The sequence below is a fragment of the Streptomyces sp. NPDC005931 genome, from assembly GCF_042871235.1.
Taxonomy (GTDB): domain Bacteria; phylum Actinomycetota; class Actinomycetes; order Streptomycetales; family Streptomycetaceae; genus Streptomyces.
On record NZ_JBIAIG010000001.1, the window covers coordinates 614,850 to 636,624 of the forward strand.

The 21,775-nt window shown below is 70.6% G+C and carries 26 protein-coding genes; 4 read left to right on the top strand and 22 right to left on the bottom strand.

Going from position 1 to position 21,775, the window contains the following annotated elements:
- Window positions 1-1,048: 1,048 nt before the first annotated feature.
- A complete protein-coding gene (locus ACFYOV_RS02780; RefSeq protein WP_389081931.1) occupies window positions 1,049-2,086 on the top strand; it encodes a rod shape-determining protein in 1,038 nt (345 codons plus the stop codon).
- A gap of 77 nt (window positions 2,087-2,163) precedes the next feature.
- On the opposite strand, the gene ACFYOV_RS02785 is transcribed toward ACFYOV_RS02780, so the two are convergent.
- Together ACFYOV_RS02785 and ACFYOV_RS02790 are read right to left on the bottom strand one after the other, a co-directional pair.
- Window positions 2,164-3,126 (bottom strand): anti-sigma factor RsbA family regulatory protein, encoded by a 963-nt coding sequence (locus ACFYOV_RS02785; protein WP_389081934.1) that lies wholly within the window; start codon window positions 3,124-3,126, stop codon window positions 2,164-2,166.
- Window positions 3,123-3,479, bottom strand: coding sequence for an STAS domain-containing protein (locus ACFYOV_RS02790; protein ID WP_389081937.1), 357 nt, complete (start codon window positions 3,477-3,479; stop codon window positions 3,123-3,125). The genes ACFYOV_RS02785 and ACFYOV_RS02790 overlap by 4 nt, the downstream gene beginning before the upstream one ends.
- 327 nt (window positions 3,480-3,806) lie before the next feature.
- Here ACFYOV_RS02790 and ACFYOV_RS02795 point away from each other — a divergent pair, with 327 nt between their 5' ends.
- The 3 genes from ACFYOV_RS02795 to ACFYOV_RS02805 all read left to right on the top strand — a co-directional run bounded on the left by ACFYOV_RS02795 (window position 3,807) and on the right by ACFYOV_RS02805 (window position 7,536).
- A complete protein-coding gene (locus tag ACFYOV_RS02795) occupies window positions 3,807-4,517 on the top strand; it encodes an ANTAR domain-containing protein (RefSeq protein ID WP_389081939.1) in 711 nt (236 codons plus the stop codon).
- Window positions 4,518-4,857: 340 nt separating this feature from the next.
- The gene (locus ACFYOV_RS02800; protein ID WP_389081942.1) at window positions 4,858-7,134 is read left to right on the top strand and encodes a hypothetical protein; all 2,277 of its coding nucleotides are present in this window, start codon (window positions 4,858-4,860) and stop codon (window positions 7,132-7,134) included.
- A 12-nt stretch (window positions 7,135-7,146) separates the two neighbouring features.
- On the top strand, window positions 7,147-7,536 hold the full coding sequence (locus tag ACFYOV_RS02805; protein WP_389081945.1) for a DUF5955 family protein: 390 nt from the start codon (window positions 7,147-7,149) through the stop codon (window positions 7,534-7,536).
- Between the two features lie 755 nt (window positions 7,537-8,291).
- On the opposite strand, the gene ACFYOV_RS02810 is transcribed toward ACFYOV_RS02805, so the two are convergent.
- The 20 genes from ACFYOV_RS02810 to ACFYOV_RS02905 form a co-directional block, all read right to left on the bottom strand.
- The gene (locus ACFYOV_RS02810; RefSeq protein ID WP_389081947.1) at window positions 8,292-9,098 is read right to left on the bottom strand and encodes a hypothetical protein; all 807 of its coding nucleotides are present in this window, start codon (window positions 9,096-9,098) and stop codon (window positions 8,292-8,294) included.
- Window positions 9,099-9,163: 65 nt separating this feature from the next.
- The gene (locus ACFYOV_RS02815) at window positions 9,164-9,352 is read right to left on the bottom strand and encodes a DUF4314 domain-containing protein (protein WP_389081950.1); all 189 of its coding nucleotides are present in this window, start codon (window positions 9,350-9,352) and stop codon (window positions 9,164-9,166) included.
- 123 nt (window positions 9,353-9,475) lie between these two features.
- The gene (locus tag ACFYOV_RS02820; RefSeq protein ID WP_389081953.1) at window positions 9,476-10,540 is read right to left on the bottom strand and encodes an N-6 DNA methylase; all 1,065 of its coding nucleotides are present in this window, start codon (window positions 10,538-10,540) and stop codon (window positions 9,476-9,478) included.
- Window positions 10,541-10,620: 80 nt separating this feature from the next.
- Window positions 10,621-11,232, bottom strand: coding sequence for a hypothetical protein (locus tag ACFYOV_RS02825; protein ID WP_389081956.1), 612 nt, complete (start codon window positions 11,230-11,232; stop codon window positions 10,621-10,623).
- Between the two features lie 41 nt (window positions 11,233-11,273).
- Window positions 11,274-11,621 carry a hypothetical protein gene (locus ACFYOV_RS02830; protein WP_389081958.1) on the bottom strand — a complete coding sequence of 116 codons (348 nt, stop codon included), beginning with the start codon at window positions 11,619-11,621 and terminating at the stop codon, window positions 11,274-11,276.
- A gap of 131 nt (window positions 11,622-11,752) precedes the next feature.
- Entirely contained in the window at window positions 11,753-12,160 is a 408-nt protein-coding gene (locus ACFYOV_RS02835; RefSeq protein ID WP_389081960.1) for a hypothetical protein, read from the bottom strand.
- A 160-nt stretch (window positions 12,161-12,320) separates the two neighbouring features.
- Window positions 12,321-12,938, bottom strand: coding sequence for a hypothetical protein (locus ACFYOV_RS02840; protein WP_389081962.1), 618 nt, complete (start codon window positions 12,936-12,938; stop codon window positions 12,321-12,323).
- Between the two features lie 65 nt (window positions 12,939-13,003).
- Window positions 13,004-13,228, bottom strand: coding sequence for a hypothetical protein (locus ACFYOV_RS02845; RefSeq protein ID WP_389081964.1), 225 nt, complete (start codon window positions 13,226-13,228; stop codon window positions 13,004-13,006).
- Window positions 13,225-13,569, bottom strand: a complete 345-nt coding sequence (locus ACFYOV_RS02850) for a hypothetical protein (RefSeq protein WP_389081967.1) — start codon at window positions 13,567-13,569, stop codon at window positions 13,225-13,227. The genes ACFYOV_RS02845 and ACFYOV_RS02850 overlap by 4 nt, the downstream gene beginning before the upstream one ends.
- The gene (locus ACFYOV_RS02855) at window positions 13,566-13,955 is read right to left on the bottom strand and encodes a hypothetical protein (RefSeq protein WP_389081969.1); all 390 of its coding nucleotides are present in this window, start codon (window positions 13,953-13,955) and stop codon (window positions 13,566-13,568) included. Before ACFYOV_RS02855 ends, ACFYOV_RS02850 begins: the two co-directional genes overlap by 4 nt.
- Window positions 13,956-13,962: 7 nt before the next feature.
- Window positions 13,963-14,415: a hypothetical protein gene (locus ACFYOV_RS02860; RefSeq protein ID WP_389081972.1), complete on the bottom strand. Its 453-nt coding sequence runs from the start codon at window positions 14,413-14,415 to the stop codon at window positions 13,963-13,965.
- Window positions 14,412-15,914 (bottom strand): DNA cytosine methyltransferase, encoded by a 1,503-nt coding sequence (locus ACFYOV_RS02865; RefSeq protein WP_389081974.1) that lies wholly within the window; start codon window positions 15,912-15,914, stop codon window positions 14,412-14,414. Before ACFYOV_RS02865 ends, ACFYOV_RS02860 begins: the two co-directional genes overlap by 4 nt.
- Window positions 15,915-15,983: 69 nt before the next feature.
- Window positions 15,984-16,466 (bottom strand): hypothetical protein, encoded by a 483-nt coding sequence (locus ACFYOV_RS02870; RefSeq protein ID WP_389081977.1) that lies wholly within the window; start codon window positions 16,464-16,466, stop codon window positions 15,984-15,986.
- Between the two features lie 59 nt (window positions 16,467-16,525).
- Entirely contained in the window at window positions 16,526-16,681 is a 156-nt protein-coding gene (locus ACFYOV_RS02875) for a hypothetical protein (RefSeq protein ID WP_389081979.1), read from the bottom strand.
- Window positions 16,681-17,334, bottom strand: coding sequence for a hypothetical protein (locus tag ACFYOV_RS02880; RefSeq protein WP_389081981.1), 654 nt, complete (start codon window positions 17,332-17,334; stop codon window positions 16,681-16,683). Before ACFYOV_RS02880 ends, ACFYOV_RS02875 begins: the two co-directional genes overlap by 1 nt.
- An 80-nt stretch (window positions 17,335-17,414) precedes the next feature.
- Complete coding sequence (locus ACFYOV_RS02885; RefSeq protein ID WP_389081984.1) at window positions 17,415-17,843, bottom strand: hypothetical protein; 429 nt, start codon at window positions 17,841-17,843, stop codon at window positions 17,415-17,417.
- A gap of 103 nt (window positions 17,844-17,946) precedes the next feature.
- Entirely contained in the window at window positions 17,947-18,930 is a 984-nt protein-coding gene (locus ACFYOV_RS02890; protein ID WP_389081986.1) for a helix-turn-helix domain-containing protein, read from the bottom strand.
- A gap of 86 nt (window positions 18,931-19,016) precedes the next feature.
- Window positions 19,017-20,147: a PD-(D/E)XK nuclease family protein gene (locus ACFYOV_RS02895; protein WP_389081989.1), complete on the bottom strand. Its 1,131-nt coding sequence runs from the start codon at window positions 20,145-20,147 to the stop codon at window positions 19,017-19,019.
- 31 nt (window positions 20,148-20,178) lie between these two features.
- Window positions 20,179-21,270 (bottom strand): AAA family ATPase, encoded by a 1,092-nt coding sequence (locus ACFYOV_RS02900; protein ID WP_389081991.1) that lies wholly within the window; start codon window positions 21,268-21,270, stop codon window positions 20,179-20,181.
- Window positions 21,271-21,293: 23 nt separating this feature from the next.
- Window positions 21,294-21,638 (bottom strand): hypothetical protein, encoded by a 345-nt coding sequence (locus tag ACFYOV_RS02905; protein WP_389081994.1) that lies wholly within the window; start codon window positions 21,636-21,638, stop codon window positions 21,294-21,296.
- Window positions 21,639-21,775: the final 137 nt, after the last annotated feature.

The window sequence follows — 21,775 nt, forward strand, 5'->3', positions numbered from 1 at the left end:
CTGGACGGCGTGCGGGCGACGGCCGGGCCGACGCTGCGGGTCTTCCACGACGGCAGCCTCGAGCCCGATGCCGTGGAACTGGAGTGCGACGTCGGGCCGACCGCGGAGGGCCGGGCCCGGTGACCGCCAGGGCACGGCGGAGGGCCGGGCCGGTGACCACCAGGGCACGGCGGAGGGCCGGGCCGGTGACCGCCGAGGGCCGGCGGAGGGGCGGGCCGGTGACCACCAGGGCACGGCGAAGGGCTCGGCGGAGGGCCTTCGGGCCGTCCGCCTCAGCCGGTCACCGGGCCCGTCGGCCCCGGAACCGGAGACCGCCGACCGTACCTGGGCGACGCCCGCCCCACGCCCGCGGCGCGGTGCGGGACGAGGCCGGCGCGGGCGGGGCGTCCCGGTCTCCGCGCGGCAGGCACCCACGCGCCCGTACGTCATGACACAACACACGGGGCGGGGCCCACTGGCACGTACGTCCCGGCACGGCGCATCAGCCCACGGGCACGTCCGTCCCGGCACGGCGCATCAGCCCACGGGCACGTCCGTCGTGACGCACGGTGCGGCAGGTCCACGGGCATCTGCCTCCCGACACACGGCGCGTCAGCCCACAGGCACCCGCATCCCGACACACGGCGCGTCAGCCCACAGGCACCCGCATCCCGACACACGACGCGCACGCCGCTGTGACCGTGGGACGGCAGCGGGAGGCCGACGGCCGGCTCCCCCCTGGAGCCGCACCCGGGACCCACGTCCTCCGGACCGACTGCTCGCAGCGGTGCCCGTGCCCAACCCCGCCCGCCCGAACCCCCGGACACGCCCGGACGGCGCCCGGAGCACGGGGCACCACCACACACGGCGACGTCCACCGCGGGTACTGCCCGCGGCCCCCCTGCCGCGCCGTGTCACCCGCTCGGCGCCCCCCACCTCGCGGAGCCCCCGTTCGGCGGCCCCCCACCCGGCCCCCCAGAAAGGGCGGCGCTCGCCGCACGCGCGCACGATGCCTGTGAGGTCCGCCGCCCGGCGGCCCGTGAGATCCGCGCACTCGGGAGGATCTGCCGTGACCGCCAGTCTGGAGCAGTTGCGCCGCTGCCACTTCGCCGTCGACCTCGGGGCGGCCCGCACCCGGGTCTACGTCAAGGGCGCCGGGCTCGTCGTCGACCAGCCGTCCACCGCCGCGGTGAACACCCGAACCGGCGCGCTGATCGCGGTCGGTGAGTTCGCCGAACGGATGACGGGCCGCACACCGGGCTACATCCGCGTCGTGCGGCCCGTCTCCGGCGGCACCGTCGTCGACATCGACATGGCCCAGCGCATGCTGCGGCACCTGATCGGCGACAAGATGCGCCGCACCCTGCGCCGCAGGCCCCGGCTGCGGGCCGCCGCGTGCACCCCGCACGACGCCGATCCGCTCGCCCAGCGCGCCACGATCGAGACCCTCGTCGGTCTCGGCGCCCGCCGGGTGGAACTCGTCGACACCCTGATCGCCGCCGCCATCGGCTGCGGCCTGCCGGTGGAGCGGGCCGAGGCGACCATGGTCCTGGTGTGCGGGGCGGCGGCCACACAGGTGGCCGTGCTCTCGCTCGGCTCGATCGTGACGGCCGAGCGGATCCCCGTGGGCGGGGAGGCCGTGGACCACGCGATCGTGCAGCACCTGCGGCACCGGCACGAGCTGATGCTGCCCAGCCAGTCGGTACGGCCGCTCCAGCTCGCCCTGTCCGGCAACGGGCTCACCCCGAAGGGCCCGGAGGCGACGGAGATCCACGGCCGGGACGTCGCCACCGGCCTCGCCCGCTCGGTCAAGGTCGACACGGCCGCCGTGCGGGAGGCCATCCAGACGCCGCTGACCGCAGTCCTCGACGGCATCGGCAAGGTACTGCGCGACTGCCCGCCTGATCTGGTCGCCGACCTCGCCGACCGGGGCATCATGATGGTCGGCGGCAGCGCCCTGCTGCCGGGCCTGGACCAGATGCTGCGCCAGGCGACCGGCATGCCCGTCCACATCGCGGAGCGCCCGGACGTGTGCGCGATCCAGGGCCTCGGCGCCATGCTGGAGGGAAAGATCGCCCCGCTCGTGCTGGACCCGACGGCGGACTGAGTCACGCCACCCGCCGGCGGCCGGAGGCGGCACCCCGCGCCGCCCCGCCGCCCGGCGGTGGGCCGGGGCTCACGGTCTCACGGCGCGAACCAGCACCGCACGGTCGTGCCCTCGGGCCCCGTGTGCACCCGGACCAGGTCGGCGATCATGTTGACCAGCAGCAGCCCGCGCCCGCCGCGCTGGTCGCGGGAGGCGGGCCGGCGGCCGGCGAGCGGATCGGTGAGGCGGCCCCGGTCGCGCACCTCGCACAGCACGTGACCGTCCTCCTCCCAGACCCGCAGCACCCCGGAGCCGCCGCCGTGCACCACGCTGTTCGTGGTCAGCTCGGCCGTGGCCAGCGCCAGGTCCTCCAGCCGGATGCCCTTCAGCCCGAGCCGCCGGCCCTCGTCGGTGGCGATGTGCCGGGCCCGGGAGAGCGTGTCGGACACGAAGGGGAAGGTCAGCGCGCCCGGCACCGGCGGCAGCGGCCGGTTCCAGCGGGCGACGACCTCCTGGGGAGCGTACGCCTCACTGTCCCGTATCGGGCGGGAGGCGTCCGGGATGACGGTCGGATGGGTGGCGTGGGCCTCGGCGAGGACGTCCTCGGGCAGCCGCACGGCGTCGTACGGGCACAGGATGGTGGCGCTGCGGCCCCGGAACGCGGCGTTGATCAGCGCCTCGTGCTGGACGCAGGCCGGGTACTCGGCCGGCGAGCGGCCCGCCCAGATCGGCTCGCCAATGATCCGCACGTGCCTTCCCTCCGGCTGTGCGTCGGCGAAGGCGCGCAGCACGCCGGGGATGATCCGGCCGGGGTTGCGCCCGGCCTCCTGCATGTCCAGCATCCGCACGGCGACGGCGTCGGCGCCGAGCGCGTCCCGGATCAGCCGCAGGTTGGCCGCGGGCACGGCGACGGCCACGGGGTCTCCGGCGGCCAGTCCCTCGCGGACGAAAGAGACGGTGCCGTCGAGGTACTCCCGCTCGTCGCGGTAGAAGAGCGCGGGGTGGGCGAAGGGGTGCTGCGGGGCCCCGGGCCGCTCGGGACTCACGGACGTGGCACTCATGGCGTCAGCACCTCGATCGCCGGAAGGTCGGGCCAGAACATGTCCAGAACCCGTCGCAGGGCGGGTGGCGTCCCGTGCACCACGAACCGCCGGCCGTCGCCCAGCCGCTCCGCGGCAGCCGCGAGTGCTCCGGCTCCCGCGATGTCGACGAACGTCACGTCCGACAGTTCCAGGTAGTACACGCCCTCACCCTCGCGCACCGCCTGCTCGAGCGCGCTCTCCCAGATCATGTGTGTGGCCAGGCCGATCTCCCCCGCGGCACGAACGCCGCGGCAGCCGTCCAGCGGGTGCACCGTCAGGCCCGGCACAGGCTCCGCCGGCCAGGCCGGCGTCCGACGCCGAGTGGTCAACACGGCCTCCCCGCTTTTTCGAGTCCCAGCGCGTCTTCCCCGCCCGATCCCGGCCAATCCACCCCGAGCGGTGTGTACCGCGTCGCAGGGCGGGCAGGCGCACCCGCAGCGCGCCGCCGGGACCTGGGCAGCCTACCGCCCCGGCCACCCGCGGCGACGGGGGCACCCCGCACGGACCGGCGAACGCCCGACGACCACCCATGAACGACACGGACGACGGACCACCCGCGGCGGCCGCGCGGAGGGACGGGCACGAGCGGGGACGGCGCACGAGGACAGGCACGAGGGACAGCACCAGCGACCACCATCGAGGACCGGCAAGGCGGTGACATGACATCCGCGGCACCACCCCCCCACCCCGGAAGGCCGAACACCCTGGGCATGGGCACCCGGGGCACGGGCACCCTGGTCATCGGCGTCCGCATGGACACGGACCGCGCGCTGCTCACGCCGCGCGGCGAGCTCGTCCACGGGTGCGCGGACGTCCTGACCGGGGCGCTCGAGCGGCTGCCCGCCACGACGGCCCGAGTCGTCCTGGACATGAGCGGCGTGCACTTCATGGACACGGCCGGGCTGGAGTTCCTCGACGTGCTGGGAGACTTCGCCCGCCGACGCGCGCTGCCGGTCACGGCCGGGCACTGGGACGGCCAGCCGCGGCGCATCCTGGAGCTCGCCGGGCTGGACACCGACGACCCGCTGCGTGCCCCGGCCCGTGGTCCCGCCGCGCGCGACGCACCCGCGGCCTCGGCGGTGGCGCTGGAGCGGGCGGAGCGGCTGCGCCTGCTCCAGGAGGAGGTCGAGCAGCTGCGGCACGCGATGACCTCCCGGCCCGTCATCGACCAGGCGCGCGGCATCCTCATGGCCACCCAGGGCTGCACCTCGGACGAGGCCTGGCACATCCTGCGGGAGGCGTCCCAGCTGTCCAACACCAAGCTCCGCGCGGTCGCCGCCGCCCTCACCGCCGGGGCCGGGGAGCGGGCCGCTCCCCCGCCCGCGGTCCGCACGGCCCTGGCCAGGGCACTGGCCCGGCGCCGGCGGTGAGGCAGCGGGGCCGCCGGACGCGGGCACCGGTCCGCCGACGTGGGTGCGGGGCCGCACCGGCCGGCCGCCCGCGCCGGGGAGCGCCCACCGGCGCCTCACCGGGGCATCGGCTCCCGGCCGCCGGATCCGCCGGCTCGGCGGTCCTCCCCGGGGAGGATCTCCCGTCGCCTCCCGGGCCGGCGGCGGGCAGCGTCTCGCGCCCGTCCGATTCGGGGTCGTGCGGAGTGGGGATGCCATAGAGTGCGGCCACTGATCCGGGCCTCGGGGATGGGGGACCCCAGTGTTGCTGACGCGTCAACAGTCAACGGACCGACGACCCTGCTTACGGGGCCGCGCGGCGATGATCGTGCTGCTGGTCGCCGTGGGCAGCCCCTGGGTGCAGCGGCCCCTGTTCGACCACTACGTCGAGCACTACTACGACGGTGAGACCCAGCGCTGGCTGCTCCAGGCGGCCTTCCTGCCGGCCTGGGACCTGTCCCCCGACTACTACGGCGGCGTCGGCCACCTGATCGCCAACATCGGCGCCGTCGCGCTGCTGTTCGGGGGCATCGTCCTGCTCCCCTCGTGGCTGCCGGGTCTCCTGCCGAGGTGGGTCCGCTGCGCCGTCGCGGGCGTGCTGGTGTCGGAGTGCGTGAACCTGATGACGTGGGCCGTTCCGGAGCTGTTCCGGCCGGGCGCCGACGAGTTCAGGTACTCCGGCGAGGCGCTGAAGGCGATGACCCGCGCGGCCCTCTTCTTCGGCCTGGCCGCGGGCCTGCTGTTCGCGCTGCTGACCGCGGTGCTGGCCGCCGGGTCGAGCGCCGGATCGACCGGATCGCGCGCCGCCACGTCCGTCGACGCCGCGACGGCGTCGTTCCGCCGGAGGAGCAAGGGAGAGCTCGGGATGACGACCGCACCGGTCCACATGCCGGTCGGCAGCACGCCGGGTGACGTCACCCGCTATCTGTGCGCCGCGGCCTACGTCGACGAGCGCTTCGCCGACCGGGTGCTGGAGGACGTCCTGGCCGACGAGGCCAGTGCCGTGGCCCCCTCGCCCGGGGTCGACCTGGTGGCGGTCGTGCGGCACTGCCTGACGGCCCGTGAGATGCGCCACCGGCGGGATCTGCGGCTGACGGCCGCCTTCGCCGTCGTGGCCCTCGTGGCGCCGCTGTGGCTGATCGCGTCCCTGGCGTTCCTCGGGGTGACCGGGAGGACCGGCCCGCAGCCGACCCTGGCCACCCGCGGCCGGCCCCATCCCGGGAGGAAGGTCCTGGTGGGCGCCGGCGTCGCGGCCGGGCTCATGCTGCTCCTCGCCTTCGCCCTGGGCGCCGCCGTCTCCGCGCTGCCCGCGCCCGGGCCGGTGAGCTGGTTGCTCGGCGCCTACCTGGGCGGGGTGCCGGCCGTGCTCGCGTCCGCCGGCGCGGCGGCCTGGGCGTACGCCACGGTCGTCCGCCACGACCTCGACGTCGACCGGCTGCTGCGCACCACCATGACCCGTGAGGCGTTCGCCCGGCAGCCCCGCCCCACGGTGCCCCGGCGACGCTGGGTGGCCGACCGGCTCGCGGCCATCAGGGAGGCACAGGACGGGAACGTCACGGTGTACAGCGGATATACGCCCTGGATCGGCTACGCGGCCACCGACGCCAAGTGGTCGCTCACCGTGCCGCTCCTGCCCGCCGACGACCCGGCGGGCGGGCGGGGGCGCCCCGCCGTGCCGCGGCCCTTCGAGGTCACCGAGCTCGTCGGCCACGTGCGCCGGCGGCTCCAGGGGGTCGCCGCCGGCGGCATGACCGACGGACCGGCCGGGTCCGGCGAGGAGGCGCTCGCCACCCTCGTCGTCGAGGACCGGGTCTTCGCGAGCGGCACCACCGTCGGGGACGACGAACGGTTCATCAGGCCCACGTCCCTCGCCCCGGCCGCCCGGCTGTCGGCCGAGGCGGTGGAACAGATCATGCTGCGGCCGACCGGCACCGTCCGCCACTGCCTGGCGATCCACGTGCCGATGTGGGGCGGCGACGTGGTGCCGAGCGTGTTCCTGCACGTCTCGACCGCGGGCAGGTCGCTCCACCTGCACCTCGACATCCATGTGCTGGGCCCGGTGCGCGCCGCCTACCACGTCGTGGACCGCCTGCACGGTCCCCTCACCCCCGAGGCGAGACGCGGGCAGCTGGCGGAGGCGCTGCGGCACACGGGCCGGGCCTTCGCCGGAGCGCCGTTCCGGGCGAGACGGCAGGCCCGCTTCGAAAGCCGCCACAACCGCCGGATGATGGACGAGCTGAGGGCCGTGGAGCAGGACCCGGTCTACGACTTCGGCGCCCGGGTGAGCGTCCGGGAGCTGGCGCTGAGCCCGAACTACCACAACTACTTCCAGGTCGTGGACGCCGAGCGGATCACCGCCCTGGTGCAGCGCCACACCTTCGCCGCCGTGCGCGCGTTCCTCGACGCGCACGGCTACGACACCACCGACTTCCGCGCCCAGCAGCAGACGATCCTCAACCAGGGCGTGATCCAGCAGGGCGGGACGAGCATCATCGGCAACCAGGCGATCGGCGCGGGCGCCACCGCCACCCAGACCGTTCCGCGGCAGTCCGGCGCGGCCAGGCCGGCCGCCGCCGGCGGCGGCGGTTCCGACAAGTAGGGAGTCTCCTTCATGCGCGACGACGGCATCCGCCAGGACCCTCCGGTCAACAACGGCGTCATGATCAGCGGCGGCACGCACCACGTGGGCAACCAGGCGGTGGGCCAGGGCGCTCGCGCGTACTCCGGCTCGGTCTCCTTCCAGCCCGGGGACGCCGAGCGGACGGCCGCGCTCCTCGCCGAGGTCGAACGGCTGCTGGAGGAGCACCGCGCGGAACTCGCCGACCCCGCGGCCACGGCCCGGGAGGTGCGCCGACTGCGCGAGGAACTGGAGGAGCGGGAACCCCAGTCCACGGTCCTGCGCCGGGCCCTGGACCGCCTGACCGAATTCGTCCAGCCCGTGGCCCCGCTGGCCGTGGCGGTGGGCCAACTGGCCCAGTCGGTCCAGGGCTTCCCGGTGTGACGCCCTTCCTGCTCACCGCCGAGGGCGAACACCGCCGTGCGGCCCCCGTCGACCTGCTCGTCGCCGCCTCCGCGGAAGAGGCGGGGTTCGACCCTGCTCCCCTGCGACCGCGACGCCGAGACGATCGCCCGCACGACCGGACAGCCGGTACGCATGGCCGATCTCAGGAAGTGATCGGCCGGCCGCAGCTACGCGCCCAGCCGAGCGCCTCGGCCGGCCGCGGCCCGCGCGACCGGTCGGCGAAGGTCGCAGTACAAAGGCACCCCAGCTCCACGGCCCCGGATCCCGCCACCCGCAGAAACGTTTACGCAGGTCAGATCGTCCCTCTGACCTGCGAGTGGTGGGGCGGGTGGGACTCGAACCCACGGCCGACGGATTATGAGTCCTTTGAGGATCTTGGCGACCCTTGCCTGTCCACGCTCCTTCATGACGTTTTCGCAGGTCAGAACGGGTGACCCATGTCGGCGTCCCTTCGTCTTTGTCAGTCTGTTCCTGTCCTTGTGTCCCGACTACGTCCCGACACCGCCCTGATTGGACGACGCCATCGGCCTGACGGGCACGTAGCGCCAGCTCGGCGAGGTGAGGCGAACCCTGCCGCAGCGGATTTCCTTTCCAGCGCGCAGAGGCTCCGCCCCTGAAACGGGGCGGAGCCTCTGTGGCCGTTCTCGCAGGCCAGGCGTTGTCCGGTCAGCTTATCTGGCTGTGCCCCCGCATGGGGCGCGGCGTGGCCGCGCCCCATGGTCGAGGTGGATGGATCAGGTGGTACTGGCCTTGGGACGGCGCTTGGGCGTGCGCTTGCGGGGGCGCCGACTTGTGTCGGCCGCGGGTCGTTCGCTGGCCTGGTCGCTGGCTTCTTCGACGGTGAGGGGCTCGGGTGTTGTGTGAGGCGCTGCCTCGGGGGCTTGGTGGGCATCTGTCTCTGCGGATTCCGGCCCCTCGGCGGGGGTGGCGCCGCCATCCTGGCCGTCCTCGCCCGCGATACCTTCCGGCTGCGCTCCGTCCTCGGTCGGCGGGATGGCCTCGGGCTCGGCTTCGTCGGCGGGCTCGGGCTCGGGATCCGGTTCGGGCTCAGCTTCGTCGGCGGGCTCGGCGGAGGCCGGCGGGGCGCCGCGCGCGGCGGTGACAGCGGCCAGGGCGTTGTCGAAGAGGTCGACCCATGGCCGGTGGCCGACGTAGCGGGGCTTGTACTCGAAGGCCGGGAGAAGGTGGTCTTCGAGGGTGCGCAGGATGATGACGGCGGGGTCTTCGTCTTCCTCGGTGACGAGGGTTGTCGCCTTGTTGTAGCGGTGCCCTTCGGGGAGGCGTGCAGCCGTGTGCGCTTCGTGGGCGGCTCGTTCGCTGCGGGTGGCGCTGTCCGGCAGTGTGGATGCGGCGTTGCCGGTGATCCACAGTTGGACAGTGGCTCCACCGAAGATGGGCCGGAAGCTGATGGCTCGTCCGTCGCCGTGGATGAGATGGGCTGCGCCGTCGGCGGGTGCTTCAGGGTTGAGCGCCCAGTCTTCCCCAAGACTTTGGGCGAGGGAGACCGCTGTCTCTCGGACTGCGGCATCGGTGATGAGCATGCGTGTTTCTCCAAGAGGTCTGGTGGAACGCCGGGCCCGCCCCGGCTGGGGCGGGCCCGGTAGGGCTATGCGGGACGCACCTCGTCGCCGTCGTCGAGGAGCATCGAGAGGGTGGAGCCGCTGTCCCAGTTCACGTAGAGGATGGAGAGACCGGCGTCGAACCGGTGGACGGTCCCTTCGTCGCCGGGTTTGAGTTCGGTGTGCGGGTCGGTGGTCTGAACGAGGGCGACGCGGTCGCCTTTCTTGAGGGTCATCTGCTCTCCATCTGCGGCGGGTTGGGGAAGTTCATGGCACCCCTCAGTTCGTTGGTTCTATTCTATATGCATTCAGGGGATGGTCAAGATCACCTCTGAGAGATTTGGGGGTATCCGCCCCGGTCAGGCGGCGGCATCTCGCACCAGGGCCTCGACCTTCTGGATCGCCGCGAGGAAGGCGGCCTGCGAGTGCAGCCTGTCGCGCCGTTCCAGGGACTCGCGAGCCTCCTGGGCCGCCTTCGCGGTCAGGTTGCCCTCGTGGAGAGTGTCACCGCAGGCGATCAGGACGTGCGGTCCGAGGTCCCAAAGGATCGCGTTGACGGCGGCTCCGGCCGCTGCGAGTTCATCGATGTCCGCCAGGGACCATCCGAACTCGTGGGGGTCGATGCTCTTGTCTCGCATGACCTGTACGGCCGCGCGGTACATTCCGCCAGTGCCGCCGGTGGGTTCGTCGAACTTCATTCCGGGCTTGAGTGGCATGTCTTCGAACATCATCCGGGCCATCAGTTCGGCGACTTCCGGAGGCGTGTGGAACTCCGCGAGCGCGTCGTGGGCGCCCTGGGAGCGCATGACGGCGAGCACCGCACCCATCACGTCCGTAGTGGATCGGAAGTAGGGATCGTCGCTGCTGGTCAGGTGCAGCAGTCCCCTGGTGAGGGCTGCTTCGACCACCGCCCTGACGGCTCGGGCGCGCTTCGGACCGGGTTTCTCGTCGTCAACCCACTTGTGTAGGGGCGTTGCCCGGTCGATGAGGTCGGGGCGCATGATCCACCAGCGTGCCCAGCACTCGCGGAATGCGGTGAGGAGCTGGGTGTCGTCGAGGCTGAGCCACCAGTCGGCAGCGAGGTAGGCGTCGGGGCCGCGCAGAGGCCACAGAGCGAGCGTGGCTACGACGCCCATGGGGACTTCGATTCCAGCCCCGCCCTGGGCGTGGTGCCAGGCGTAGCTGACAGCCTCGGCAATGTCGAACGCGGTCTCGTGCGGGTTCCTCTGCGTGGGGCGGTAGTGGCCGAGCTTGGGCTTGACCGTGGCGAGCTTGGCCCGCGGCTGCGCGGAGACGGTGACGGTGACTGGGGCGGGCGCCGGCGGGAGGTCGGCGAGGGACCTGCGGGGCGGAGCTGCGGGGGTGGGCGGCGTCGACGGCTGGTCGGGGCCGTCTATGTCGGCGAACAGGTCGAGCTGACTCATGCTGCTTCTCCTGGGTCGGCGAGAGTTGGGCGAGATGCCGTGCGTCGGCCCGCGTTCGGACGGGCCGACACACGACGGGTTCAGCGAGCTGCGCGCTGGATGCGGCGGAGCGTGGCGGCGGCCTCTTCGGTGCGTCCGGCTGCCAAGAGGGCGGTGTGCCGGAGCAGTGCGGTCAGCTCCGCAGACGTGACCTGGGCGAGGATGTCGGTGAGGCTCAGGTGCCGCTGGCGGGCCGAGCGGTACGGGTAACCGGTGGCCAAGGTGAGCACGATGCGGGGTATCAGCTGGTCGGTGTGTTCGTCGCTGAGCCCGAGCCGGCCGCCGATGCGGTGGATGGCGTCAGGGTTGCCGAGGAGGGCGGTCGGCGGGACGGCCTCATGGGCCCGCTTGGCGGCCGACACTTCGCGCTGGACGTACGCCTCCCAGTTCAGGCGGGCGTCGGCCTCTCGGCCGTCCGCCAGGAGGGCGCTGGCCGAGAGCATCGCCGCGAAGCGGGGGGACTGTACGGCCTCGTTGAGGTACTGGGCGGGGGTGAGTCCGGCACGAGCGACGGCGGGGTCGTGGGATTCGGCATGGAAGTGTTCGAGGGTGGCGAGCAGCGCGCTCTCGGCGGCGGCCGGGTGTACGCCGTAGCGGTTGGCCAGGTTCGCGCAGAGGATCTGCAGGACGATGGGGTGCACGTCGGTCTCCAAGAGGTCGAGGTAGGCGGCCGAGGTGTCTCTCGGCCGCGAGGTCAGCCCTGCGTGTTCGGCGAGGCGTAGTGGGTGAGGAGTTCGGCGATCTCGCGGGCGATGTGGTCCATGAGCGTGCGGATGTGCTTTCTGTCGCCGCCGAGGTACAGGGCCAGGTCGAGGACTTGGGGGGCGGCGGCGTAGTCGAGGAGCTGCCGGTACTGCTCGACGGTGAGCGCCACGAGGTGGTCGGGACGCAGCGCCCAGGCTGCGATTGCGGCGTTGTCCGCGAGGCGGGCGGCGGCGCGAAGGGTGGCACTGTCGGGCGACCGGGTGAGGATGACCAGGAACATGGCGGCGAAGTGGTGTTCCGGTGTGTCGATGACCGGTATCGAGGAGCGGGGTGGCATGGGTGCCTCCAGGTGAGGTGAGCACCCCCGAATGCTCCTTTTCTATATGCATTCGGGGGATGGTGCGGCCTTGATCGCGAACAGGCAGGGGGGTCAGAGCTTGGCGATGCCCACGGCCGACGCCGCGGCGATCACCGGAGCGGCCCGAGCTCGCGGGGAGCGAGGCCCCGCGGGTTGGAAGGCAGAGGGATGGCGACGTCGCGGGGATCGGGCAGCGAGTGGACGTAGTAGTAGCCGGGCGGGTGGTTTCGCAGGTCGGCCAGCCGGACGAGGAGCGACACGTCGGCGGCGAGCTTGCCCCACTCGACTCCCGGCCCCTTGAGCAGGTCGAAGCGAAGAAGAAGCCGCCCGTCACTCCCATGCAGGCGCCACAGGTCGTAGTCCACGGGGTTGTCGGTCCGGGTGGCGACGATGGTCTTGATGCGCGGCTCGATCCCGGCCGCGGTCACACTCAGGCGCCGCAATACGGCGCGTGCGAGGTCACGCGTGGCCAGGCAGACCTGTCGGTCCGCGATCGGGCAGGGGTCGACCGGTGTCACGTGCGGGCTCCTTGATGTAGGTCCGCCCGACGACCGGATCACTCTGTACCGGCCGCCGGGCGGAGTTGCGGGTGGGGTCCCCCCTTCTTGCTGGTTCTATTCTATATGCATTAGGGCGGTTTGCAAGATTTCGTGGGGATTTTCTTGATCAGGTGAGAGGTTATTTCCGCAGCTCAGAGAAGCCCTCAGCCTCTCCCATCTCCCGGATGTGGAGCACGAGGCGTGAACCGCTGACCACGTGCCCGAGCCTCATGTCCGGCCCGAGCACTCTCTTGTGGTCGTCGTCGTCCAAGACGCCCTGGTCCACGAGCCCGTCCACGCACGCCTTGAAGCTGGGGTACCAGTTGGCGGGGTCTCTACGCTGCTGGTCCTCGGGGTGCAGCACGCCGATGATGTGGGCTCGCTCCAGGTGCGGGACACCCCTCGAAGCGGCCCAGGCAGCACGTCGCAGGACCCTCGTGATGTCGGCTCGCCGATGGTGGTGGAGGCGCTGGTTGGAGTTCAGGAGCAGCAGGCGCGGGGGCATGGCCACGCGGAACCGGCGACCCGGCATCCCCTCGAACCAATCCGTCGTCTCGGCAGCGGGCTGCGCGAGCTGCACCGCCGCCGCCGGCTCGTCGGTCGTTGGTGCGTCCTCCGGCGCATACCCGCTCCTGCGCCTGCTGCCTGACGCGGTGAAGGCCGTGGCGTGCATGCTGGAGACGAGGATGAGTCGTTGGCGTGCGCCAGTGCCAGCGTCGGCGACCAAGGCGCGCATGTCCCCTTCCTTGTACCGCACGATGCGAATGCGAGCGGTGTCCTGCGGATGGCAGGCCGCGAAGATGCGGCCCTTCCGTATGTGGTTCATGAGCGTGCCCGGTTCACCAACGCGTCGACGGCTCTGGCGGCAACGGCCGCAGGCCAGAAGACGGCAACGACAGCGAGGTACAGGGCGACCGCGGCGGGCCGCAGTTGGGCGGCGAGACGCAGCAGCGGTTCGTTGGCGAGCAGCGAGGAGAAGATCCCTGCCAAGGAGAAGGTCCCGGCGAGCCAGCCAAGGAGGATGAGAGCGGCGAGCAGGCCGGTCACGCTCTGCCCTCCTCGTCCGGCTGTACGAGGATGATCTCCAGCACACCGGCTCGGGCGAGTCGAAGCGCCAGTGAGGCGGCTCGCCCCCTCGGGTGGGCGGCGAACCCTTCGCAGATGGCCGGTGCTTCGGTGCCGAGCGTCTTGTGGCAGACGATGTGGCCTTCATCGGCAACAGCCCTGTTGACCATTCCTGCCACCCGCCCAGGCTCCAGGTTCATGAGATTGCCCGGTCTGAAGATGCACGTGGTGCAGCGGTCTTCGCACACTCGGACACTCCAGGTGGCCGGGTCGGCGACATCGTGGCGCAGCCCGTCGTCTGAATAAGCAGCAGCACTGTTCACCGATCGGCTCCCGAGGTGGCAGCGAGCACGGCTCCGTGGTTGGCAGCCGGAGGCGTCACGTAGGCGACGACCTCCACAGGGACGTCCGCGTAGCTACCGTAGGTGCGGCGGCACAGGTTGCCGCGGGGAGTCGGCGCCGGGTCGGTGTGCGAGTCGGGATTGCTGCTGCCGATCAGGTGCGCCCATCGTTCGTAGACACCGTCCTCGGGTTGATACATGAGCAGCCGAACCCCGGCGCCATACTCCCCGTTGTCTTGGTGAATGGGGGCGAACTCGATGCGGGGTGCGGGCAGATCGGGGTTGAGCTGGGCGATGAGCGCCACGGCCGCAACAGGGCCGAGGAGTTCGCTCATCGATCGGTCTTCAAGCACGGGATAGTTCTCCATCAATGGATCAGGCGACGTTGGGAAGTTCGAGCTGCTGCGCCTCGTCCTCGGCGTCCAGCGGGTTGGGGCCGGGCTGGTAGAACGGCTCGCACCGGGGGCACTGCTGCTCGACAGCACGTCGGTGGGCACGAGACCCGGCTGCGGTGCCGCAGGACTTGCGAATGACCGGCGGCGGCAACTCAGAGGGGTCGGCGTCAGGCAGGGCGTGGACGATCACGCCGTTGAGCCAGATCCGGCCGCCGCACACGCCGTCGAACTCGTTCTTGGCCGGGACGACCTGCCGGATGCAGGCGGCTCGGAAGGGGCAGCCGCCGCAGACGTACAGGACGGGTTCGCAGATGGCGACCAGGTCCTTGCCGGTCTTCCACCGGCTGTCAGCTACGGCGAAGTCCATATCGCCCCAGCACGGGGCGTGGTCGGGGACGTGGGTGCCGGGCAGGGCACTGCGTGATCCGGTCACAGGACGGGCTCCAATCGCTTGCCTATCCACCTGGCGACGTTCACTGAGACCGCGTTGCCTGCCTGCATGGTCTGTTCGGCCTGATTGCCGTAGACGACGTACTTCGCGGGGAACCGCTGCCCTTCGAGCTGTTCGCGGGGCTTGAGCATCCGGAAGTAGCAGTCGTTGATATCCGGCGCGCTGCGTACCAGGGCGGCCGAGTCGCGGGTGGAGAGGGTGTGGACAGGTTCGGCAGCGGTCTTCACCGCGGCCTTGCGATACGGCACGACGAGGGTGTTTCTTGCTAGCTCGGGCACTCGGCCGGCGTGGGTGACCAAGCCGTGGTGGTTGCCCTTCGCTGTGATCCCGGCGAGCGGGTTGCTTGCGGGGCTGGCCGTGGCGTGGTTGCGGAACTCGACGATGAAGGGGTCTACCGTCAGCAAAGCTTCGCTTTCCCGCGTGGTACGAGTGCGCAGCGGTACGTCGACGGGAACAGCATCGGTGTTCCACGAGCCGCCAGTCGGCACCAGGAGCGCGTCACCCTGCTTGGCCGTGCGGGTCGGCAGGGGCCGGTCTTCGACGGCGAACGCCCTGTCTCCGCCGTCCTTGCCGTGGGTGAGCGTGATCGAACTGGGGCGGTACGGGAACTTGATGAGGCCGGCACGGATACGGTCCATGGTCGTGTCCGCGAGCGGCTTCTTGCGGTCGCCGATCCGCGTTCCGAGGTCGTCCCAGTTGATGATGTCGCTCGCGGGCCGTACGTAAGGCTCGACGATGGCCTGACGGCAGCGGGTGTTGGGGCAGCGGTAGATGTAGTCGCGCCGGTACTTGCCGATGCGGATGCCGTCGACGTGCCAGGTCTGGACGGCGTGCACGTCCTCGCCGCAGTCCACGCACGGCGCCAGCGGCCTGGGCTCCAGGTCCGGCTTCCGCATGGTCTTGAGGGTGAAGACCACGTACATCCGGTCGCGCCACTGCGGTGCGCGCAAGTTGATGTCGTCACCGATGTGGGCGCTGCTGACGCACACGATCTGGTAGTCGTAGCCGAGCAGGTCGAAGACGTGGAGCCAGGCCGGGAAGGGGAGCCAGTCGAGGCCGAACTCGACCACGTTCTCAACGATGATCGCCTTGAATCGCTTCGCCTCAGCGGCGCGTGCCACGCAATACGCCGTGACCCGGGTTGCTTCGAAGGCTTCCTGAGTCAGGGACTCCCACTCTTCGCGCTCTTCCTGCAACAGGTTGAGCAGGTCGAGTTGCCTCTTCTCACGTTGTCGTCCGCCTGCGGGGCTGATCTCCGTGCAGATAACCGAAGCCCAAAGGACGTCTGCGTTGGGCAGGAGGCGCATCGGGAAGCTGTCCGAGAGGGTCAGGACGGCGTGCTCGGCCTTCGGGTGGTTTGCAGCGTGCGTCTCGATCGCGAGCTTCCAGTGATTGATGCCGAGGATCAGCTCGTACCCGGCTTCAACGAGCCCGGTGCTGCTGCCTCCCGCGCCGCACAGAAGGTCAATGACTGTGGCCATGGTGGTGGTCGTTCTCCAAGAGGTCTGCCGAGCCCGGCCCCGCGTGGCGGGGCCGGGGGATGGCCGGGATCAGTGAGTGCGGAGGCCGCCGTGCTCTTTGGCCCGGCGCAGGAAGTTCACCCAGAGCCGCCAGGTGGGGTCGCCGACCGGCATCTCAGCGATGTCCACGTGAGGGTGAGCCTCGTAAGTGGTCAGGGCGGCGGTGATCTCGGCGACGGTGACCAGGAAGCCGTCGTTGTACCTGAGCTTGTAGGCGGGGATGCCCTTGGGCTCGGACTCCGAGGCGTCCTTGACGGCCAGGTACGCGGCTCGGTATTCGGCGATGCGGGTCGCCGTGGCCTGGTCGCGCTGGGTGCCGGGCTGAAAGTCCTCGCGCGTCAGCCCGTAGGCGGACAGCTCCGGGTAGGCGGGAACGGGAAGCTCGACGAGCATCCCGAAGTTGTTCATCGCGTCGAGGGTTCGCGGCATCGCGGTCCACGCGAAGCGGAAGTAGTTCTCGTCCCCTTCGGCGGGCCTGCCGTCGGCGGTCTGGATGTAGATGTCGTATCCCACGGGGTGCTCCAAGAGGTCTGCGGCTGCCCGGCCCGGCGTCAGGCCGGGTCGGGCAGCGTTCAGCGGTGGGCGGCGTGGCGGTGGTGCTGTTCGCCGCAGGTGGTGCATCGCGGGAGCCGGTTGCGGGCCTCCCAGCGGAGTTCGCCGACGACGAGCGCAGCGAGGCCGGCGGAGGCGCCGAGGCCGAGCGCGAGCAGCCCGTAGATGACGGTCATCAGGCGGTGACCTGGCCGACGTGGGCGAGGTAGACGGTGGCGACCTCGCCGTTCCTCTCCCACACGGTGAGCGGCCATTCGAATCCGCCCTGTTCGTGGATGCACCGCCAGCCCCGCTGCATCAGGTCGTGGGTGGCGTAGCCGTACTCCTTGACGGCCGCGTGGCGGTCGTCGAACGGGCCCTGGACCAGCTGAGACAGGGGCTGGTGCTTGGCCGAGACTCCCTGGATCTGTACTGAGACCAGGTCGACGAGCCGGGGGGCGAGGTGGCGCTCGGTGACGAAAGCGGTGATGGCCTGGATGAGGGAGACGAGGTTGTTCCCGTGCTGGGAGTGCTCGCCGTCCTCGGTGGAGTCGTAGACCAGCTCGTCGACGGTCGGGTTGTCCTCGTGTGCGCGCCGGACGTGGAAGCCCTCGACCTCCTCGGGGTCGAGGGGCAGTTCCTCGACAGAGGAGATCCACAGGTGCGACCCGTCGGTGAGCTGGGCGGTGATGCCGAACATGCCGCCGGAGATCTCGACGTCGGTGACGAGCGGGATACGGCGCAGCGCGGTGATGATCGGCTCGTAGGCGTTCCACAGCTTGCGCCACAGCGGGTCATCGGTGTTGCCGTGCACGGGCATGGGGGCCATCTGCGCGAGTTCGTTGCTCACGGGTGTGTCTCCAAGAGGTCTTGCGCCGATCAACAGTACAGAGTTGGGATCTATTTCGGAACGGGTGAATGCGCCCGCGACTAGCAGACGGGGGGCCTCCGACGCTCCTCCCGCATCCCTCGGGCGACGGCCGTCAGGGCGGCCAACTGCTCGGCGCGCTGCCGGGCAGCGTCGGCGATGCCCTGCGCCTGATGGGCGAGGCTGCGCGCCTGCATGAGCGCATGGTGATTGTCGCGGGGGTCGAGGTGGATCTCGGCGCCGCCGATCTCGTCGAGGAGTTCGCCGACGATCTCGTCACGCACGTGCTCGGCGTGACCGAGGCCGTCGAGGTCGCGTTCGCGCTCGGCCTGGTCCTTGAGGTCGGCGATCTGGATGAGCATGTCGCCGACACCTTCGGGGTCTTCGCGGTAGAGGTCGGCGAGAGTGCGGATCTGCTCGTGGGCGGCGGCGCTGCCGTCGAGCACGAGCGCGCCCTTGTGTTCGCGACGGAGGGTGGGCAGGTAGCTCATGTCGTCCTTCCGGTCCGAAGGGGCCCCTCCCCTTCTTTCTGGTTCTATTCTATATGCAATATCGGGGATGTCCAGATTCCTGGGGAAATATTCGTTCGGGCGCCTAAGTTTTTTGCTCCCTGCGGGCCTTGGAATCTCGCACCGCCTCACGCGCAGCCCTGCGGGCGGCCTCCACCGACTCCGACCGCTCCTCGACCTGCTGACGGCGGCTAGCCGCATCCCCGTGCCACTCATCCCAGAAGCGGCCATGCGCCTGGTGCTCCGCCGCCTTGGCTTGCTCCCGCTCCCTCTCGCGTCCTGCGCGCGGGTTGGTGCCACATCCGCGACAGGAGGCAGCAGGGCGCCCACGGTGCCTCGAGCAGCCCGTCTGCGGCTCCTCGCGGTCCGGGGTTGGGGTGTCTGTCGGATCGGGCGCGGACTCCCCTACGGCGTCAGCCGTGGGGGTAGGGGGGAAAGGAAGGACAGAGGAAGAACCAGGAAAGGAAGGGGTTTCACCGGTGGAACCCAGTGGGTTCCCTGCGTGGAACTCATCGGGTTTCACCGGTGGAACCCGGCCCTCTTGCATGTCTGGGTTACACCCGTGGAACCCTGCCTCTTCCTCTGGGTTCCCCGCGTGGAACCCTGCCTCGACCTGCGGCTTCTCTGCCTCCTTCTGCTGTCGTGCAGCTTCGCGGGCTTCGACGTCCTGATACGTCATCGCAGGCTTGGCCGGGGCTGAACGCTCCACTCCGGAGCGGGCCTTGCGGGGGTTCTTCGGGGCCGCCTTGCGGGCCTCCGCAGCCGCCTTGAGTTCAGGTGTGGTCGGTGTGGGCGGTACGCCGAGCGGGAAGATCCGGTAGACCGCAGAGCGGCCCGCTTTGCCTGTCTCAACACGTTCGACGAGCCCCTTGGCTATCAGCTCCGTGACGATGGTGATGGCGCGCTTGTCGGTCACACCGACCCAGGCGGCAAGGCGTGTCAGGCCGGGCCGCGCAAGGCGCGTCTCGTCGTCGGCGCTGTCCGCGATCTTCATGAGGGCGAGCTTTTGGCTCTGGCTGAGCACATCGGGCGGCAAATAGGCCGCAGCGATCATCAGTTGGATGGACACGGTTCCCCTTGGCGGTACGAGCACAGCGGCAGGACGGGGTGCCCCGCCCGGTCGGACCCGGGCGGGGCTGAGGGCTCACGGGCTCGTCAGGCCGGCGAGACGTTGATGATCGGAGCCGTCTTCTTCCCGGTCTTCCGCCGCGGAACGGGCAGCCCAGCCGCCTTGAGGTTCTTGACCATGCGATCCGTGTCCGGCCTCATCGGCACGGGGATGCCTGCGATCTCGTGGAGGTCGACCATCGCCTCCACGTCGTCCTTCTCCTCGTCGTTCCCACCGCGCCAGGACAGCTTGTTGGGGCCGTAGACCCCGGCTGGGGACTGGTCCAGCTTCTTGCGGGCGAAGGTCTTGATCCGGTTGCCCTGGCTGGCGAGTTCGTGTCCCTTCACGTAGTCGATGAGCGCCTGCTCCCGGTCGGCGTCGTTGTGGATGAGCGCCGTCTGCTCCGGTACGCCCGGGGCGGTCCCCGGCCAGCACAGGGAGCGGAAGGGGCAGTAGTCGCAGATGGCGTCCAGGCTCGGCCCGTTGAAGTCGCGCGGCATCTCTTCGGGGTCGCTGGTCTCGCGCACGCGCTCCACCCACCACTGGGCCTCGGCGGCCCGCTGGGGGTCGAAGTCGATCTCCTGGATGTGCTCCGCGCCGCTGTCGCGGTTGATGAAGCGGAAGCGGATGCGGCCGATGTTCAGCGGACCCAGGCGTGACAGGTACCGCTGGCCAGGTACGTCTTCGAAGCCGACCTCATGCAGCGCGCCCGCATACAGGTAGACCTGGCGCAGCTCGGCGGCCGTGGCGCCGTAGCGGAGGACGCGGTCCCACATGTAAGTGGACTTCGTCTTCACGTCCTCCACGGTGAGCACGTCTGCGGGTATCGCCGGTCTGTGCCGGGCAGGCAGGCGAGCGGCGGTCGCCGCGTCAAGCTGGACGACGTCGACGTGTCCCCGGATCAGGTCGTCCTGGACGCTGCGCTCGACCAGCCATCCGTACTCCGTGCGCGCCGACTCCAGCAGGCCGAAGTGGATGAAGGTGCCAAGGATCGCGGCGCGCTTGTCGGCGTGATCGGTCGGAGTGACGCCGTGCAGGATGTAGGCGGCGCGTCGGCCGCACACGGTGTCGGACGCCCCGAGCTGGGTCTGACGGGAGCGGGGGCGGCGCGCGTCGACGTCGTGCGCGGCGTCCCAGATGGAAGGTGCGACGCCGTCAACGATGGTGGCTACGGACATAGGAGTCCTCCAAGAGGTGCGTGCGGGCCGGTCACTGCTCGGCGTCCGCGTCCTGCTCGGCGGCCTTGCGTTTGGCGGCGGCGCGGAGCTTGTCGGCGTCGGTCAGCGGGCCCTCACCCATCTCCGAGCGCGGGTTGTCGAGTTCGGCCGCCCTCTGCTCGGCGGCGGCCCGGACGGTGGCGATCTCCTCGCGGCTGAGGCGGTTGGCCGGGTCCGGGACGGAGCGCCACAGCGCACCAAGGGCTTCCTTGTCGTCCAGCTCGGCGATGCGGGTGAGCCAGGGCTGCACCAGGTCAGCGACGAGCGCGGGCATGACGCGCGGCTGGGACTCGACGGAGCAGCCGAGCCCGTTGAAGACCAGGTCCTCGATGCTGAAGTTCCGGAGGGTCAGAGGCTTCTTCTGCTCGACGCGCATGCGCAGCGACCGGACCTTGATGATCTGCGGGTCGGCGTTGCGCTTCATGCGCACCCAGCAGGTGGAGTCGAAGCCCAGGTCCTTCTGGGCTGAGACCTTCCACTCGCTCTTGTTCTGGATCGGCTGGCCGTTGTCGTCTGTCGCGCTGACCTGCTTGCCGCGGGCCAGGACGATGGCGATGCCGGGCAGGGTGCGCAGCAGGTAGATGATCCTGTTCCACCGCTCCAGCGCGTCATTCCACAGGTTCCGGCCGATGTCGTAGGCGGCGTCCGGATCCTCCTGGAGCAGGGCCCGGTTCTTCCTGGTCCGGCGGCCCCGCTCGTACGTCCAGTTAGTGAGCATGCGCCACAGGGCCGACCCGGAGTCGATGGTGAGAACGACCGGTGGCTCCCCGGCTGACGCCGCCCGCCGCGCCTCGGCATGCACAGCTTCGACCTGTTCGAGGATGTCTCGGTAGGTTCCGTCGTGCTCGATGATCAGGTAGTTCGCGCCTTCGATCGCCGCGTACTCATCAGCCGACCCCTCATCGAGGTCGATCCAGTACATCTGGCCGATGCGGTCGCTGCTGGAGAACTGGGCGGCCGAGTAGGTCTTGCCGGCGCCCTCCTCACCCTCGATGAGCAGGAGGGGCCACGGGACGATCCCGGTTGGCTTGCGGGTCTTGAGCTTGACGGCAGGCGGCTTTGCGGCGCCCGCAGGTGCGTTCACGATCTGGCTCCAAGAGGTCGTGGTCAGTCCGCGCGCAGGGCCCGGACTTCGAAAAGCGGGGTCCACTCCGGGTGTTCGGTGAGCAGGAGGCGCACGTACCGGGAGCGGTAGGAGTTGTTCAGCGCGAACTCGTCGCCTCGGGTCGCCGCGCCGTACTGGTAGCGCAGGAGCTCGAAGAGCATCCCGATACCGATGCGGGCGAACCCCTTCTCCGCGCAGTCGGCGGTCATCCGGGTCAGCGCCCGGAGGACCCAGGGGTTGAGGGCGTGGAATGCCTCGAACCGCTGCTGGATGGTCAAGTCGCTGACGTCGGCGGGGTGGCGAACGGGCTGGATGGTGCCGAACAACGGCGGCTGTTCGATCAGCAAGGCTCTCCCCCTCAGAGATAGTGCAAACACCCTGGAGTGTTGGAATCTATCTTTGGGCGGACTGATTGTCGATCGACAACACCACCGACCACCATCTGGCGGCCCCCTGGAGTACCGCATTGCACCTCCGAAAACCA

Excerpts from the sequence above, each read along its gene's own strand:
- ACFYOV_RS02795 (WP_389081939.1), top strand. The coding sequence starts at position 3,807 with ATGACATCCGCGGCACCACCCCCCCACCCCGGAAGGCCGAACACCCTG.
- ACFYOV_RS02815 (WP_389081950.1), bottom strand. The coding sequence starts at position 9,352 with ATGACCCTCAAGAAAGGCGACCGCGTCGCCCTCGTTCAGACCACCGAC.
- ACFYOV_RS02820 (WP_389081953.1), bottom strand. The coding sequence starts at position 10,540 with ATGAGTCAGCTCGACCTGTTCGCCGACATAGACGGCCCCGACCAGCCG.
- ACFYOV_RS02875 (WP_389081979.1), bottom strand. The coding sequence starts at position 16,681 with ATGACCGTCATCTACGGGCTGCTCGCGCTCGGCCTCGGCGCCTCCGCC.
- ACFYOV_RS02855 (WP_389081969.1), bottom strand. The coding sequence starts at position 13,955 with ATGGAGAACTATCCCGTGCTTGAAGACCGATCGATGAGCGAACTCCTC.
- ACFYOV_RS02865 (WP_389081974.1), bottom strand. The coding sequence starts at position 15,914 with ATGGCCACAGTCATTGACCTTCTGTGCGGCGCGGGAGGCAGCAGCACC.
- ACFYOV_RS02805 (WP_389081945.1), top strand. The coding sequence starts at position 7,147 with ATGCGCGACGACGGCATCCGCCAGGACCCTCCGGTCAACAACGGCGTC.
- ACFYOV_RS02885 (WP_389081984.1), bottom strand. The coding sequence starts at position 17,843 with ATGAGCTACCTGCCCACCCTCCGTCGCGAACACAAGGGCGCGCTCGTG.
- ACFYOV_RS02800 (WP_389081942.1), top strand. The coding sequence starts at position 4,858 with ATGATCGTGCTGCTGGTCGCCGTGGGCAGCCCCTGGGTGCAGCGGCCC.
- ACFYOV_RS02895 (WP_389081989.1), bottom strand. The coding sequence starts at position 20,147 with ATGTCCGTAGCCACCATCGTTGACGGCGTCGCACCTTCCATCTGGGAC.
- ACFYOV_RS02785 (WP_389081934.1), bottom strand. The coding sequence starts at position 3,126 with ATGAGTGCCACGTCCGTGAGTCCCGAGCGGCCCGGGGCCCCGCAGCAC.
- ACFYOV_RS02810 (WP_389081947.1), bottom strand. The coding sequence starts at position 9,098 with ATGCTCATCACCGATGCCGCAGTCCGAGAGACAGCGGTCTCCCTCGCC.
- ACFYOV_RS02830 (WP_389081958.1), bottom strand. The coding sequence starts at position 11,621 with ATGCCACCCCGCTCCTCGATACCGGTCATCGACACACCGGAACACCAC.